Source organism: Ureibacillus endophyticus, from assembly GCF_003628435.1.
In the GTDB taxonomy this organism is placed as follows: Bacteria; Bacillota; Bacilli; order Bacillales_A; family Planococcaceae; genus Ureibacillus; species Ureibacillus endophyticus.
This window is the reverse complement of sequence record NZ_RBZN01000003.1, coordinates 108159-123941: the sequence shown is the minus strand read 5'-3', so window position 1 is coordinate 123941 and position 15783 is coordinate 108159. Positions and strand designations below refer to the sequence as shown.

The 15783-nt window shown below is 35.5% G+C and carries 16 protein-coding genes, 8 tRNA genes and 1 rRNA gene; 1 reads left to right on the top strand and 24 read right to left on the bottom strand.

Features of this window, described 5'->3' with window-relative positions; all coding sequences use genetic code 11:
- The 21 genes from D8M03_RS02845 to acpS form a co-directional block, all read right to left on the bottom strand.
- A 16S ribosomal RNA gene (locus D8M03_RS02845) occupies nucleotides 1-99 on the bottom strand; the annotation flags it as partial.
- A 128-nt stretch (nucleotides 100-227) separates the two neighbouring features.
- Nucleotides 228-301: transfer RNA gene (locus tag D8M03_RS02840), tRNA-Gly, on the bottom strand.
- 28 nt (nucleotides 302-329) lie between these two features.
- Nucleotides 330-406, bottom strand: a tRNA-Arg gene (locus D8M03_RS02835).
- A 21-nt stretch (nucleotides 407-427) separates the two neighbouring features.
- Nucleotides 428-513, bottom strand: a tRNA-Leu gene (locus D8M03_RS02830).
- A gap of 49 nt (nucleotides 514-562) precedes the next feature.
- Nucleotides 563-637, bottom strand: a tRNA-Lys gene (locus D8M03_RS02825).
- A 7-nt stretch (nucleotides 638-644) separates the two neighbouring features.
- Nucleotides 645-719, bottom strand: a tRNA-Gln gene (locus D8M03_RS02820).
- Between the two features lie 4 nt (nucleotides 720-723).
- Nucleotides 724-799: transfer RNA gene (locus D8M03_RS02815), tRNA-Asp, on the bottom strand.
- A gap of 32 nt (nucleotides 800-831) precedes the next feature.
- Nucleotides 832-906, bottom strand: a tRNA-Glu gene (locus tag D8M03_RS02810).
- Nucleotide 907: 1 nt separating this feature from the next.
- Nucleotides 908-982 (bottom strand) — tRNA-Asn (locus D8M03_RS02805).
- Nucleotides 983-1236: 254 nt separating this feature from the next.
- Nucleotides 1237-1695 (bottom strand): SprT family protein, encoded by a 459-nt coding sequence (locus D8M03_RS02800; protein ID WP_121213154.1) that lies wholly within the window; start codon nucleotides 1693-1695, stop codon nucleotides 1237-1239.
- Nucleotides 1696-1816: 121 nt separating this feature from the next.
- Nucleotides 1817-3991, bottom strand: coding sequence for a Tex family protein (locus D8M03_RS02795; protein ID WP_121213153.1), 2175 nt, complete (start codon nucleotides 3989-3991; stop codon nucleotides 1817-1819).
- Nucleotides 3992-4213: 222 nt separating this feature from the next.
- Entirely contained in the window at nucleotides 4214-4996 is a 783-nt protein-coding gene (sigB, locus tag D8M03_RS02790) for an RNA polymerase sigma factor SigB (RefSeq protein WP_121213152.1), read from the bottom strand.
- Nucleotides 4974-5444 carry an anti-sigma B factor RsbW gene (gene rsbW / locus D8M03_RS02785; protein ID WP_121213151.1) on the bottom strand — a complete coding sequence of 157 codons (471 nt, stop codon included), beginning with the start codon at nucleotides 5442-5444 and terminating at the stop codon, nucleotides 4974-4976. The genes sigB and rsbW overlap by 23 nt, the downstream gene beginning before the upstream one ends.
- Nucleotides 5445-5452: 8 nt before the next feature.
- Nucleotides 5453-5776: an STAS domain-containing protein gene (locus tag D8M03_RS02780; protein ID WP_121213150.1), complete on the bottom strand. Its 324-nt coding sequence runs from the start codon at nucleotides 5774-5776 to the stop codon at nucleotides 5453-5455.
- 76 nt (nucleotides 5777-5852) lie between these two features.
- On the bottom strand, nucleotides 5853-6845 hold the full coding sequence (locus tag D8M03_RS02775) for a PP2C family protein-serine/threonine phosphatase (RefSeq protein WP_121213149.1): 993 nt from the start codon (nucleotides 6843-6845) through the stop codon (nucleotides 5853-5855).
- A 4-nt stretch (nucleotides 6846-6849) separates the two neighbouring features.
- On the bottom strand, nucleotides 6850-7257 hold the full coding sequence (locus D8M03_RS02770; RefSeq protein WP_121213148.1) for an anti-sigma regulatory factor: 408 nt from the start codon (nucleotides 7255-7257) through the stop codon (nucleotides 6850-6852).
- A 275-nt stretch (nucleotides 7258-7532) separates the two neighbouring features.
- Complete coding sequence (locus D8M03_RS02765; RefSeq protein ID WP_097074359.1) at nucleotides 7533-7883, bottom strand: type II toxin-antitoxin system PemK/MazF family toxin; 351 nt, start codon at nucleotides 7881-7883, stop codon at nucleotides 7533-7535.
- Nucleotides 7884-7888: 5 nt separating this feature from the next.
- A complete protein-coding gene (locus tag D8M03_RS02760) occupies nucleotides 7889-8116 on the bottom strand; it encodes a transcriptional regulator (protein ID WP_245987433.1) in 228 nt (75 codons plus the stop codon).
- 200 nt (nucleotides 8117-8316) lie between these two features.
- The gene (gene alr / locus D8M03_RS02755) at nucleotides 8317-9435 is read right to left on the bottom strand and encodes an alanine racemase (RefSeq protein WP_121213146.1); all 1119 of its coding nucleotides are present in this window, start codon (nucleotides 9433-9435) and stop codon (nucleotides 8317-8319) included.
- Nucleotides 9436-9519: 84 nt separating this feature from the next.
- The gene (locus tag D8M03_RS02750; RefSeq protein WP_121213145.1) at nucleotides 9520-10533 is read right to left on the bottom strand and encodes a LolA family protein; all 1014 of its coding nucleotides are present in this window, start codon (nucleotides 10531-10533) and stop codon (nucleotides 9520-9522) included.
- Nucleotides 10534-10643: 110 nt separating this feature from the next.
- Entirely contained in the window at nucleotides 10644-10997 is a 354-nt protein-coding gene (gene acpS, locus D8M03_RS02745) for a holo-ACP synthase (protein ID WP_121213164.1), read from the bottom strand.
- A gap of 68 nt (nucleotides 10998-11065) precedes the next feature.
- Between acpS and D8M03_RS02740 the strand changes: the two genes are divergently transcribed.
- Complete coding sequence (locus tag D8M03_RS02740; protein ID WP_121213144.1) at nucleotides 11066-11671, top strand: rhomboid family intramembrane serine protease; 606 nt, start codon at nucleotides 11066-11068, stop codon at nucleotides 11669-11671.
- Nucleotides 11672-11856: 185 nt separating this feature from the next.
- On the opposite strand, the gene D8M03_RS02735 is transcribed toward D8M03_RS02740, so the two are convergent.
- The 3 genes from D8M03_RS02735 to cshA all read right to left on the bottom strand — a co-directional run bounded on the left by D8M03_RS02735 (nucleotide 11857) and on the right by cshA (nucleotide 15521).
- Nucleotides 11857-13365, bottom strand: coding sequence for a PH domain-containing protein (locus D8M03_RS02735; protein ID WP_342768779.1), 1509 nt, complete (start codon nucleotides 13363-13365; stop codon nucleotides 11857-11859).
- Nucleotides 13355-13819 (bottom strand): PH domain-containing protein, encoded by a 465-nt coding sequence (locus tag D8M03_RS02730; RefSeq protein ID WP_170148370.1) that lies wholly within the window; start codon nucleotides 13817-13819, stop codon nucleotides 13355-13357. The genes D8M03_RS02735 and D8M03_RS02730 overlap by 11 nt, the downstream gene beginning before the upstream one ends.
- Nucleotides 13820-14012: 193 nt before the next feature.
- Nucleotides 14013-15521: a degradosome RNA helicase CshA gene (gene cshA / locus D8M03_RS02725; protein ID WP_121213141.1), complete on the bottom strand. Its 1509-nt coding sequence runs from the start codon at nucleotides 15519-15521 to the stop codon at nucleotides 14013-14015.
- Nucleotides 15522-15783: the final 262 nt, after the last annotated feature.

Below are 15783 nucleotides of genomic sequence, written 5' to 3'. Positions count from 1 at the left end.
GCTAACCTTCAGAAGCAAGCTTCTAAAGGTCCGCTCGACTTGCATGTATTAGGCACGCCGCCAGCGTTCGTCCTGAGCCAGGATCAAACTCTCCATAAAAGAATTTGATAAAGCTCAAAAAATTGCTGGCATCAAAATTGATGTCCAAAATTTGTTCCTCAATTTAATGAGAAACTATATTCATTAACGTTTTGTTGTTCAGTTTTCAATGTTCATAATAAAATAATTGGAGCGGGTGATGAGAATCGAACTCACGACATCAGCTTGGAAGGCTGAGGTTTTACCATTAAACTACACCCGCATATTTATTAATATATTTATTTTTTATTTGGCGCGCCCGGCAGGAGTCGAACCCACAACCTTCTGATCCGTAGTCAGACGCTCTATCCAATTGAGCTACGGGCGCAGTAATTAAATGCATGCTACTTGGTGCGGCCGAGAGGACTTGAACCTCCACAGGGTTGCCCCCACTAGGTCCTCAACCTAGCGCGTCTGCCATTCCGCCACGACCGCGTTCAATGAAGACTTTAATATAGCAATTATTTGTTATCAAATATTAAACTGGTGAGCCATGAAGGACTTGAACCTTCGACCCTCTGATTAAAAGTCAGATGCTCTACCACTGAGCTAATGGCTCGTAAAGTTGGCTGGGGTACTAGGATTCGAACCTAGGCATGACGGAATCAAAATCCGTTGCCTTACCGCTTGGCTATACCCCAACGATGGCGGTCCCGACCGGGATCGAACCGGCGATCTCCTGCGTGACAGGCAGGCATGTTAACCGCTACACCACGGGACCTTTTTTTCGTTTTATATATGTAGTTTAAATGTTGGTGACCCGTACGGGATTCGAACCCGTGTTACCGCCGTGAAAGGGCGGTGTCTTAACCACTTGACCAACGGGCCATGGCTCCGAAGGTAGGACTCGAACCTACGACCAACCGGTTAACAGCCGGTTGCTCTACCACTGAGCTACTTCGGAATATTGTTATTTCAGCTCATCGACTTTTACTATTTTAAAGTGTTTGTTTTTTAATGTCAACACTTTTTTTAAAGTTTTTTTCAAAGCTGTATCTCAGTACCTTTTATAGAATGTACAAACAAGTTTGTTTCTATTCAATAAAGCACTAAGAACTAGTGACAAAAAATATTCTATAACATCTACATTTAAAATGCAATACTTTTTTCTAATTTATTTTTACAAAAACTATCTTTATTTTGAGTTTAAGTTGATCCTTATTTGCTAATCTTTTTCAATCTTCCATGGCACTTTCCACATCTATATTTCTCAATATTCATCCTTCTTTTTCTTGGATATTGTTGCTTACAATCTAAACACTCATACATATGTATTGCAGTGATTTGTTTCTTTTTAGTTTCTTCAATACTAGAACAAAAGCGAGGAGCCCCAACTTTTTTTAATAAATTACGAAAATCTGCATCTCGATGCTTATATCCCATGCCTCGCAAATGCAAATGGTAATGACATAATTCATGCAATATAATCCCTATCAATTCATCAATCCCAAAAATCTCATAAGACTTCGGATTGAATTCAATATTATGGCTATTCAAAAGATAGCGTCCACCAGTTGTTCTTAGTCGTTTGTTAAAATAGGCTTTATGTAAAAAAGGAACTGCAAACTTTTCTAATGATAATTTTTCTACTAGCCGCTGTAATTCTTGGTCAGACATATTATCCCTCCTAAAAAAGATACAGCCTATTGATACATTAAGAATAAAACAAGTGATAGAGAATGGCTAACTTCCCTTCACTTGTTTTATATAATATGACACTATATAGTTCAATATAATTTTATATTTGTTCTTGTTTTTCAGGAGTAATCATTGTTAATGAGATGCGCCCTTTATCCACTTCCACTTTTTCCACCCATACTGTTACAATGTCACCTAACGATACAACTTCAAGTGGGTGTTTAATTCTGCGTTTTTGTAACTTCGAAATGTGAACAAGACCATCCTGTTTCACTCCAATATCTACAAAAGCACCAAAATCCACTACATTTCGAACAGTACCTTGTAATTCCATTCCTACTTTTAAATCTTCCATTTTTAAAACATCTGTCTTTAATAATGGTTGAGGGAATGCATCACGTGGATCACGAGTTGGTTTCATTAAAGTATCCACAATATCTTTAACTGTAACTTCCCCGATTCCTAATTGTTCACTTAGTGTTTTGATATTTACGTCTTTCAGTGCTTCTTCACATTTATTAGTTCCCACATCTTTTTTTGTTAATCCAGCAGCAGATAAGATATCCTCCGCTATTTTATAACTCTCTGGGTGAATTCCTGTAGCATCTAGTGGATTTTTCGCCTCTGGTATACGTAAGAACCCTATAGCTTGTTCATAAGTTTTTGCACCTAAGCGTGGTATTTTTTTCAATTGAGCACGTGAAGTAAATTTTCCACCTTCACTACGAGCTTTAACAATATTTTCTGCTACGGTTTTCGATAAGCCCGATACATATTGTAATAGCGAAGAGGATGCAGTATTTACATCTACACCTACTTGGTTTACTGCTGTTTCTACAATGAATGTTAAAGATTCTGCTAATTTTTTTTGTGAAACGTCATGCTGGTATTGGCCTACACCAACTGCTTTTGGATCGATTTTTACCAGCTCAGAAAGCGGATCTTGTAACCTTCTAGCTATCGAAACTGCACTACGTTGCTCAACTTGTAAATCTGGAAATTCGTTACGTGCTACCTCAGATGCAGAATAAACAGAAGCACCCGCTTCATTAACAATTACATAAGCAACGTCTCTTTCTACTTCTTTTAAGACATCTGCAATAAATTGCTCTGTTTCTCGTGAGGCAGTACCATTACCAATAGCGATTATACTGATTGGATATTTATCTAATAAAGATTTAATGATCGATTTTGATTTTTCAACATCTGGCTTTGGTGGGTGCGGGTATATAGCTGTTACTTCTAACATTTTTCCTGTTTCGTCTACTACTGCAAGTTTACATCCCGTACGATAGGCCGGGTCCACCCCTAATACCATCTTTCCGCGCATTGGTGGTTGGAGTAGAAGACTACGTAAGTTTTCTGAGAAAATATGAATCGCTTGTTCTTCCGCCTTTTCCGTTAATTCATTACGTATCTCTCGTTCAATAGACGGCTGGATTAAACGTTTATAGCTATCCTCAATCGCTTCTTTCACATGAGTTACAGATGGAGAAGTTGAATTTTGAGGAATCCATTCTTTTTCCATAACTTGTAGCACTTTATCTACAGGTACTTGAATAGAAACTTTTATTATATCTTCTTTTTCACCACGGTTAATAGCAAGTGTACGATGAGGTACAATCTGCTTTACAGGTTCTTCGTATTCATAGTACATTTCGAAAACTTTCTTTTCATCTTTTTCAGCTTCTTTAACAGTCGTTATAATACGACCCTCTCTCCGTGAAAGATTTCGAAGCTTTTCACGTATACTAGCATCATCTGCAAAGGATTCCGCTAAAATATCTTTTGCCCCTGCAATAGCTTCTTCTACATTGTTTACACCTTTTTCTTCATTGACAAACGTTAATGCGAACTCTTCAACACTCTCTTTAGAGAACTTTAACAACTCTTCAGCTAATGGTTCTAGTCCTTTTTCTTTTGCTATCGTTGCCTTCGTTCTACGTTTTTGCTTATATGGTCGATATAGATCTTCAACTCGTTGCAATACTGTTGCCGCTTTAATTGCAGCCGCTAATTCTTCTGTTAACTTTCCTTGTTCTTCAATTAATCGAAGAACCTCTTCTTTTCTTTGTTCTAGTTGCTGTATGTAATGATAGCGGTCTTCTATTGATTTTATTTGTACTTCATCTAATGAACCCGTTGCCTCTTTTCGATAACGAGCAATAAATGGAACCGTATTTCCATCATCTAATAGCTTAATTACTGCCTCCGCCTGGGATGGCTTTACCGATGTACTTGATGCAATTAATTGGAGCAATTTTGAATCAATCATTAATCCACTACCTTTCACATATCTTATTATTATTTTACCATCTACATAACAATTTCTACTATCGATGACTATTGTGAGTAGACAAAAGGGGAACTTCTACATGCAAACACTAATCTAACAAGGATGATTTCTGTCACAAATAAAAAAGTCTACTAAAAAAGCAGACTTCTTTAAATCTTCAGTATTTTGATAATACATTACACACGTTCTGTATAGTGTTAATTATGAAACTCCTGTACTAATTTCGATTGCATCTTGTAATTTTTTGATTGCCTTTCGTTGTATACGAGAAACATGCATTTGAGATATACCTAGTAAATCCCCAGCTTCCTTCTGACTTAATTGGTCCAAATATGTTAATTTTAAAATACTTTTTTCCCTTTCACTTAAAACATCCATTGCTTTCGATACAACTAATCTACGGTTTGCTTTTTCAAAACCATCATCTTCCTTACCGATAATATCGAATAAGGTAATCGTACTTCCGTCAGTATCTGATTCTATTGAATGGTCCATCGATAATGCATGATAACTTCTCGACATTTCCATCGCTTCTAATACATCTTCTTCATTAACTTCTAAATATGTAGCAATCTCATGAATAGCCGGTGAATGTTGTAATTTATTTGTTAATATTTCAACGGCTTCTTTTATTTTTGGACCAAGCTCTTTAATTCGTCTAGGGACGTGGACATCCCATGTTTTATCTCGTAGAAAACGTTTAATTTCACCAACAATAGTTGGTATTGCAAACGCTTCAAAACTTTTCCCTATAGATAAATCGAATCTTCGTACTGCTCCTAATAAACCAAGCATACCTACTTGTACAATGTCTTCATAATGCGATTTACCATATGAATATTTTTTTGCAATTGACTCTACTAAAGTTTTATAGTGTAAAACAAGATTGGTTAGAACAATATCATCTTGTGTTTCTTGATATTGCTCTATCCACTTGTAAACTTCAGTACTACTTGTCGATTCAAGTTGAGATTTGTTCGACATCTTCTCCCACCTGCTCTCTCGTGACATACTTTGTCATGAAAACAGTAGCTCCGCCTTCGTTATTCACCCTCACTTCATCCATTAACGTCTCCATTAGGAACAACCCTAGTCCACCTTCACGTATGAGCTCGACGTTCTCATAATCACGATATGGTCCTATATTCGATTTAACCTCTTCAAAATTAAAGCTGCTTCCAAAGTCTGAAATCATTACTTCGATTTTATGAGGATACAGTGCGCTCCCAATAACAATTTCACCGTCTTCAATACCTTGATAGGCGTGCTGTACTACATTTGTAACAGCCTCACTAACAGCAATCTTTAAATCTTCAATTTGGTCATACGAAAACCCTATTCTAGTAGCCATTCCAGAAATCGTTAATCTAATAACACTGACATACTGCGGTTTTGCCGGTATTCTAATTTCAATGTAGTCAAATGCTCTCATTAATTTATTCACACCTTCTTAACTGATTCGATCTCCATCAATTCACTTAGGCCTGTAATTTCAAATAATCTCGCAAGTCTACTAGATAATGCTACCAATTTTAAATTAGCCTTTTGTTTCATTACTTTTTTGTAGAAGGCAACAAAAACCCCTAGACCAGTGCTATCCATATAACGAACATTAGAAAGATCAAGTTCAATAGACATTCCTTCAAATAACTGAATAGAATCTAACTCTTCTCGTAACATTGGCGCAGTATAAGTATCAAGCTCACCTTCTACAAAACCTTGTAAAGTATTATCATTTTTTCGAAACTGCACACTTACATTCACTTTGGGTACCTCCCATCAATACCTATAATACATTTCCCTATCAAATAAGATTTAAACCTACTAAAGTTTAAATATATTATTTTTTAATAACAACAATTGTAAAGTCATCTTCTATATTGAAGTTTAGTAGTTCCTGCAATTTTTCATAGATAACTTCACACATTTCTTGTGCAGTTAAATGACTAATTGACAGTGCCAGATCTTTTATATAACCTCTAGAGTCAAATTCCTCCATCTCGCGAAAATCTGTTACCCCATCTGTCATTAATATTAAAAAATCATTATCGTTTAATTTTATATCATGTTGGTTGTACTTTACTTCTTGTAAAATGCCTAATAACAATCCTTTTGTTTCAAGGTCATAAAAAGTTTGCTCTGTTGAATTATAGTAAAGTGCCGGTTCGTGGCCAGCAGAACTCCATGTAAATATATTATTCTCTAAATCAAAACGCCCATAAAATAGGGAAACAAACATACTGTCATCTACACTTTTTTCGATGATATTATTTAACACTTCTAAAACATATGATGGGTTACTCCGCGCATACTCTAATGTGTCTAACCCGTACTTTACCATGGACATACAAAGTGCTGCAGGGACCCCTTTCCCTACAACATCCGTTACTGCAACACTAAAATAATTTTGATTATGCATAAAATGTACATAATCTCCGTTCAATTTTCGGATAGGTACTGAAACCATTCCGATATCTAAATCTTTTGGGTTAGGAATTGTTGTCTCTAATAATAGATTCTGAATTTTTGCTGCTACATCCATTTCTATTCGAATCTCTTCTTGTTTTATTAAGAGACTCTGGTGTTCTTTAAACATCAAACCAAAATGTACCATCACTTCGATTAAAAAATCATATGCATGTAACATTGATTCTGGTAAATCGTTATAAATTTCTTCTATTGCTTGTTTATGTATATCTATTACATCTTCTGGAGTTAAATTCTTTTGAATTAGTTGTTTAATAAAGTTTTGACCGATATACAAGTTACTTTCATTTTGGCTTTGAATATAGTCAGATAAAATCCTCTTATACTGAGCTTTTAGTTTATTCAAGTTTTCACCCCTGATTAAGCCATTTAACAACTTTAATTTTTGTTCCCAAACCAATTTTAGATTGAATATTAATTGAATCTACTAATCTTTTTACAGCGGGCAAACCTGCTCCCACACTGTCTGGAGTACGATATCGATCCTCTAAAACCTTTCTTACCTCTTGTATCCCCGGACCTCTATCTATTGCAGTTATCCCAATACCAGTTTTTTCGTTTACTTCTATCTTTTCTATTACGATTTTTCCGACATGAGCATATAAAAATATATTTTTTGCTAGTTCGCTAATAGCCGTTGTTATTCTTGCTTGATCGACTTTATTAAATCCAATTTCTCTTGCTTTATCACGACCAAGTCGACGTGCAGCTACGATATCCAATTCTGTTATAATCTCAACTGTCGACTTACTATCCATACTGCACCTCCACTAAATTAGAAATACTGTTTTAACTACTAGCTAGTAAAATTATGTATTTTCAATCTAATATCTCTAATATAGCTTATAAGATAACATTCCATCAATTACAATATTTAACTATCGAGCAAATTTTCTGATAACTGATTAGGTAGACGAAATACTTTAAACTAGATTAGAGCCTCTAAAAATCGCCAAATATGTACTTTTATACAAAGAAAAAAACACTCACCATAATCTAAATTATGGAAAGTGTTTTAATTATTTTTTATGTATTAAAATTTTAATAAGCCTAAACTTATTTCTAAAGCTATATCTACTTTTTCCATCAGTTCATCATCAAGTTGTGTTATGCGATCAGTTAGTCTTGACTTGTCAATTGTGCGCAATTGTTCAAGCAAAATTACAGAGTTCCGTTCGAAACCATATTTTTTCGCATCGATTTCGACATGTGTCGGTAATTTTGCTTTTTGAATTTGCGCAGTAATTGCAGCGATGATTACTGTTGGACTAAATCGATTCCCAATATCGTTTTGAATGATTAATACGGGTCTAGTACCGCCTTGTTCAGATCCCACAACCGGTGAGAGATCTGCAAAAAAAACGTCCCCTCGTTTCACAATCAAAAATGTCATCTCCCGCTTACGAGACGCTCAACCATATGCTGTGCTTCATATTCTACATGTAGGCATTCGCTACATATAGATAGATTGATTTGCGACATTTCCACATAGCCTTTCATTAAAGCTTCCCGTATTTGATTTGGTTGCTTGTGCGTTGATAATCTGCGAGACGAGATATATACAAAATTCTCTTTGCCTCCAGATTTTTGCTCAAGTGAATGATATTCCATTAACATTTCTTGAGGAATGAACTCAACTTCCTTCACATTTTCAACTTTTTTCGCGTACAAAACAAGCACCTCCACAAAAACCGTCCCATTTCTCATATCTCATCTCATTCTATCATTTAAATGACATGTTGAAAAGATAGCTAAATAAAAAATCTAGCAAACTGTGTAATTATAACGGTTTTTGTTGGAGATTTTGTCGAATTTTCTTATTTCGTATGATAGATTCTTGGAACTCTACTAGTAATAATACAAGGAATTTCATAGTTAATCGTATTTACTTTCTGAGCCCATTCATCTATTGTTATTTCTTCGTTCTTTTGACTTCCAATTAAAGTTACTTTTTCACCTATATTATATGCAGTTGGTAATAATATCATACATTGGTCCATACATATTCGCCCAATAATCGGAACTCGAATGCCGTCAATTAATACGTGTTGTCCACTATGTTGGCGAATTAGCCCATCTGCATATCCAATTGGGAGTGTCCCAATATAAGACGGTTCTGTTGCTGTAAATGTTGCACCATACCCTACAGATTGCCCAGTTTGAATTTGTTTAACTTCAATCAATTCAGTCTCTAATGAGAACGCAGTATGCAAAGGAAACGGTAATTTGTTTTTAACATAGGTAGAAGGTGCAAGACCATACATAGAAATACCAAATCGTACTGCGTCAAATTGAAGACTAGCATCCTTTATCAGCATTGTCGCTGTATTAGCAGCATGTACTAATCGCGGTTTTGGTATTAAAGAGATGTAGTGCTTGAAAAGTTGAGTTTGATGATTAAAATACTCTTCAGCTTCTTCATCAGCAGTAGCAAAATGGGTAAATACACCATCAACAATTATGTTGGAAGAAGAGCTAATTACTTCATGAAGCTCTAAAAAATCTTCAACTGAGGTAACACCTATTCTACCCATGCCAGTATCTACTTTAATATGTAGTTTTAATGGCTTTGTAAATGATTGTGTATCCAATTGTTTAACCCAATCTTTTGAGTAAACTGTTAAAGTGATATTTTCATTTGCTGCATATGTTGCAAATGATTCAGGTGCATAACCTAAAATCAATATCTCAGTGTTAGGGAAATGCTTACGAAGATGAAGCGCTTCTTCCGGTGTAGCAACAGCTAGCATTGTCGCACCAGAGTCAAGTGCAACTCGCGCTACCTCTACATCCCCATGCCCGTAAGCATTTGCCTTAACTACTGCTATAATTTGAACATTTGGTTGTAAATGTTCTTTTAATTGACTTACATTTTTTTTAATTGCTCGTAAATCTATAATGGCTTTTGTTGGACGGAAGTGTTGTGTGTTTTGCATTATCTTTTTACCCTCTTTACAATTTTTAAAACTATGATTAATAGTAAATTAATTAATTTTTTTATCGCCGTCCAACAAAATAATTTATTTTAATCCGCCAGATGTAACAGAAGCAGCTACTTCCATCATTTCTTCTTTTGTTAAATTGTTAGACGCGATAAAGAAGGATACTCCATCCCGTTCCCAACTAATTGAATTATCTGTAATAGCACCGATTGTAAATCCTAAATCAGCAGGATCTCCTGGTGCAAATACAGGAAGAGTCGATTCCTCATCATATACAATTGGCTGTTGAACGAGTGTGAAGGATTTGTCCCCTTCAAATGTAAGAATTTTACGTTCGATATCATTTTCTAAAACTGTTTTCTCATCGACTAATTTTGTGCTATCCCAATCTAGAACTGGATAATATGTTTCGAATTCTCTTGGTTCAGCTTCTGCACTTGCTGTACTCTTATCCTCAGAGTCGTCTGTGAACTTCTCTACAGCGTATTCACTTTCTTTATGTTGCATACCTAAATCAATATTTTTGAACGTAATGAGTAATTGTTCTTCTTGTGCCTCATTTAATACAGAGACTGATTTCGGTAATAATGTTTTCTTATCTACTGTAATTTTTTGTGTCGGCATAATGCTCTTATGATTATTTCTTGTTGCTGCAGTAAAGATATAGTTCTTTTCATCTTCTTTCATTTCCACTTTATCATCTGCTAATAAATCCTCTGCAAGTGCGCCAATTAGGTAGGCTTGGCTATTTTGTTTTGGCCATTCACTTTGGAACTTGTACGTTTTTCTTAAAGAAGGTGTGACAACAAATACGCCTTCCTTATTTCGGATGATCATTTGAGTAACGTCTTCACCTTGTTGCGTTACTTTCACGCGGTAGAAATCTGGCTGAGTATGCCAAACGTTTACATCATAAACACGCGGTTCATTACCAGTTTTGATTTCCATTGTGGCATCAAGCTCGTACCCTTTTACATCATTCCATTTGTCATTTAAATTCTTTAAAACTTCCTCCTGTGAATCCTCCCCACAAGCCGCAAGTACTAGAACACTTAACAACATGACAATAAAAGTGATTAATTTGTGTCGCAAAACTCCATCCTTTCTTCTACTTTGAGCTCAGATACGTCAAATATATGAGTGGTTGTCTAACTTTATGCTATCACTTTTGGACAACTTCACAAATAATACTGCAAAAAAATTTATTCAACTAGTATAACTTGTGCAGCTGCATAGTCTTTTGAATGTGTGATACTAACATGTCCACTCACTAATTTTTCATTAAAGTATAATACCGGCTTCCCTAAATCATTATTCAGCACTTCTACTTGATGAAATTCACAGTCCTTTCCTATACCTGTCCCATTTGCCTTTGAATACGCTTCTTTGGCAGCAAACCTCCCCGCTAAATATTCTACTTTACGTTTTTCTGATAATTGGTTAAATATTTTCAACTCCCGTCCAGATAAAATACGTTGTTGAAACTTTTCTGAACGTTCTATTGCTTTTTCAATTCTCGCAATTTCAACTATATCTAAACCTATTCCTTTTATTATCATATGGATGTTCTCCTTTTATTATTATTTAATTAGCATGTATAATTAGATTAAATTGAGGTGGATTTATGTTTATACGTACAGAAAGTTTTAAACAATTTCTAAAACTTTACCCAATAGTATCAACCATTATCGCTATTAATTTCATAGTTTACATTTTAACGATTCTACCTGTTTTTGGGGATTTAATTTTTTATGCAGGGATGAGCGTTAATTATTTAATTAGCGAAGGACAGTGGTGGCGTATCATTACTTCTGTCTTTATACATGGTGGCTTTATTCATGTTTTATTTAATATGTTCTCATTATTTTTATTCGGACCTGAATTAGAAAAGATTGCAGGGAAAGCTCGGTTTATTACAATCTATTTATTAGCAGGAATATTCGGTAACGTAGCAACAGTTGTCACACAAGATCCGCTTTATGCAAGTGTAGGAGCTAGTGGTGCAATTTTTGGTATTTTTGGCGCATTTTCTGCTCTTGTTTATTACACACGTCGAACAATGCCACAGCTAAAACAAATTATTATGCCATTAGTAGTAATCAGTGTAATCATTACCTTTTTATCACCAAACGTTAATATTGCCAGCCACTTAGGTGGATTAGTTACTGGTTTCTTAATAGGTTTATCCTATTTTTCTCCAAAAAGAATTGTACGTTGGCGAAAAAAGTAATTGTCCCTGTGCTTTCACCGAGATTCGATCGTTCTCTTCACAATTTAACGATGTTGGAAAAGTATAAGTTGCAATAACGAAGAAGGGGCTTCCAAAAAGTAAATTCTTTTGGCTAGCCCCCTTTTTTCTTATAAAATTTCCCTTAAGAAGTAGATTTACCACTATCCTCGTCGCATTGGCCCGTCTCAAAAAGTCTTTTCAGACACTCCCTTTTCAAACCATAGCAATACCTGTTCAGCATCATGCACATTTAAATGAGCTGCTTTAGCAGTAGCTCCAGTCATGCCTGACATGACGGTAGCCTGGACTGAAGCAATGTTCTTCCTTTTTTGAAAATAACTTTGTTTACTTTGCATAGCTTGAATGCGCTTTTTCTCAACAACGAATGTTACTCTGCTAATACCTCTGTAAACTATCGTTAATTGATTACCTTTTATAGCAAATCCTGTTGTTTTATACTGCCATAAACCTATTAAAATAACAGGAACAATAATTAAAATCGATAATAACCCATACGGGAACCAAAAGTAACTACTTAAAGCAATGATAGGTACTAACCAAAGAAAATCGATTCGATAGAAAAATGGTTTTGCTTTCTTTGGCGGTTTTGTAAGGGGTTGCTCCCATTCAAATGCTGGCACCAGGTCGCGTAACGTATTATACACTTCCCTTTTTGAAATGAGTGGAAAAAGAGTCATTTTCTTATCTTTCTCTCCATATCCTGCACTCGCACTCTCAACGACTACAGATGAGTAGCCAAATATTTGTTTTAATGGACTTTCAATAATTTTAATCGCTTGTATCCTATTTAACGGGATTGTGATTCGTTTCTTTTCTAATAACCCTCTTGTGATAGTAATTCGCTCATCTTCTTCGATAACCGTATAATCATAATAATTAATAAATGTAATGATGACAGATATTAGCCAAGCAATAAATAAGGCCGCAAAGATTGTTATAGCTACAACAACAACACCAAATTTAATCAATGATGAAACTTCCTCGAATATCCGTTCATATGGGATAAATTCCGAAAACTGAGACAATACTGCCGCTACCCCTGCTAATACAACTCCGATACCATTAGAGGTAGAAGCTAAAATAATGAGATCTTTTACTTTCATCTTTAAGATAATGCGTTGCTGATGATCATTGGAATCTTTTTCTAAAATGTCTACTCCATCTTCATCTTCAAGTACGCCTTCCATTTTCGTTTGCTTAACTTTACGGGTTACTTGTTCAATTTGATTTGCTGCCTCTTTTGTAATTGCGGTTAAAATAACTTCCGGCTTACCGTCTGTGCTCCCAGCTGTTTCCACCATTACTTGCACAAGTCCAAATACTCGATGAAATATCCCTTCTTTATAATTAAAGCTTTGTATTCGATCAAAAGGGATATATCGTTTCTTTTTTACTAACAAGCCATACTTAACTCGTAATTCATCATCCTCAAACCAATAAACAAATGTCCACCATTTAATAATCCCGTTAAATAAATATAAAATTGTTAAAATCGTCATAACTGCTAACGGTATTAATTCAGCCCAAAAACCTTCTTCTTTTGGATTAAAAGATAAATTAAAGCCATTTGCCGCAAAAATAATTAGAAACGGGATAAGTAAATCTTTTAACCCCTTTACAAAATTAATGATTGTCGTCACTGGATGCAATTTAAAACGGTTATCAGACATCATCTTCAGCCACCCTTGCTAAGACTGAAATACGTGCACGTAGTTGATCTGCATCATTCGTTATAAGCATCGGAATGACGTGTGTAGTTGCAGCAGTTGATATTGAAATATTAGATAAATCGTATTTTTTTAATATTGGTCCCTGTGCTGTATCAACATGTTGAACACGGACCATTGGAATTAAAGTAGTAGTTACAACAAACAAACCACTTTGAATTTCAATTTCATGTTCACGCACTTCATAACGCCAATGATTCCAACGAATATTAGGAAATAGCCATATCAATGTAATTGCAGAAAGTACTACAATACCCCCCGCGATAAAATAAATAAATATTGGCCAATCAAACTTATAGGTTAGAAAGCTTGCAACACCTGCTAAGATTAGTAAAAACAACGTGTTAAACAATCCATACAAGCGCCAAACCGTTAGACCCTTTTTAGGAATATGATACATCAACTCATTTCTCAAAGCTCACACCTCTTCTCTTTACATTTTATACGAATCACACAGAAAATTGTTTCAAAGAAAAAAGCTCCGTCTGAAAAAATACATTTTGAGACAGAGCTTTTTTCTTTGCGATTACCTTAGAAGTAATAAGCAGAAAAAGGGGGTGTCACTTTTAGACACCCCTTTTTACTATATAAAATTAATCTTCACGGCGTGTACGAGTTGTGCGTCTGCGGTCTCCTTCACGGCGTCCGCTTTCTCGACGTGCACCTTCGCGACGGCCACCCTCACGGCGACCACCACCAGAACGGCTACCACGTCCAAAGTCACGACGTCCACCTTCACGACGACCTCCACCGCTACGGCTTGAAGAACGTTCTTTACGCATTGGTAATGGACGCTCTTCTGAAATTGTAACAGGCGTATCATCCGGTTCTTTTGTTAATGACTTAATCGCTGCAGCAACTAAATCTATCGCATCATAATCTTCTAATAATTCATTAGCAAGAATACGGTAATCACCTAAATCATTTGCTTGTACAATTTCAACTAACGTTTCCATTGATAGCTGTTGTTGACCAGCTAAAGCTTCTGATTCTGTAGGTGGTCGAAGTGGTGTCATACGCTTCTTAGTTGTTTCTTCAACAATACGTAAGTAACCCATTTCACGTGGTGTTACGAAAGTAACTGCAAGACCTGATTTCCCAGCACGACCTGTACGACCGATACGGTGAACATAACTTTCCGGATCTTGTGGGATGTCAAAGTTATAAACGTGAGTTACTCCTGAAATATCAAGACCACGTGCAGCAACGTCTGTAGCAACTAGGATATCAATTTTATTTTCTTTAAATTGACGTAATACCGACATACGTTTTGCTTGGCTTAAATCACCATGAATTCCTTCTGCTAAATAACCACGAAGACTTAGTGCTTGTGATAATTCATCAACACGACGTTTTGTACGACCAAAAATAATCGCAAGTTCTGGCTGATGTACGTTTAATAAACGAGATAAAATATCGAACTTTTCACGTTCTTGTGATTTCACAAAATATTGATCGATATTTTCAACAGTCATTTCTTTTGATTTAATTTTAACTTCTTCAGGATTTTTCATGAAGTTAGTAGCAATTTTACGGATTGCTGGAGGCATTGTCGCCGAGAAAAGTAATGTTTGTCTTTCTTCTGGTACATATTCTAAAATTGCATTGATATCATCAATGAACCCCATGTTTAACATTTCATCTGCTTCGTCTAAAATAAGCGTTTGAACATTTTCAAGTTTTAATGTTCTTCTGTTAATATGGTCAATAATACGCCCTGGAGTTCCAACAATAATTTGTGGTTTATTTTTTAATGCACGAATTTGGCGGCCAATATCTTGTCCACCGTAAACTGACAAGATTTTTACACGTTTGTCGTATCCAATTTTATAAAGTTCTTCAGACACCTGGATTGCTAATTCACGTGTAGGAGCGATAATTAACCCTTGAATATTTGGATTACTTGGGTCAATTTTTTCAATAAGTGGAATACCAAATGCTGCAGTTTTACCAGTACCTGTTTGTGCTTGCCCAATAATATCGCGGCCTTCTAAAGCAAACTTAACTGTACCTTCTTGGATTGGTGTAGCTTCTTCAAATCCCATACGTTTTAATGAACGTAATGTCGATTCGCTAATATTTAATTCTGAAAAATTTGTCAAACTCTTCAATCTCCTTTTTTCCATTAAGTTGACAAATGGTTACATTTTCAGATGAAATGCGGCAAACTAAGGGCCTAAGTTTGGAACGTTTCCGTTACTTAATAAAACTCTGTATTTTCAGAGAGCGATACTATATGAAAAGGAAAGCCCGGTCTTTGCCGAGCGGTTTGATTCTACATCTTCTGTTATCTACAATACTAAATAGAATAAAACCGTTAAATTCAAAAAAAAGCACTCTTCTTCAGTTATGAGAAGAGCCTCG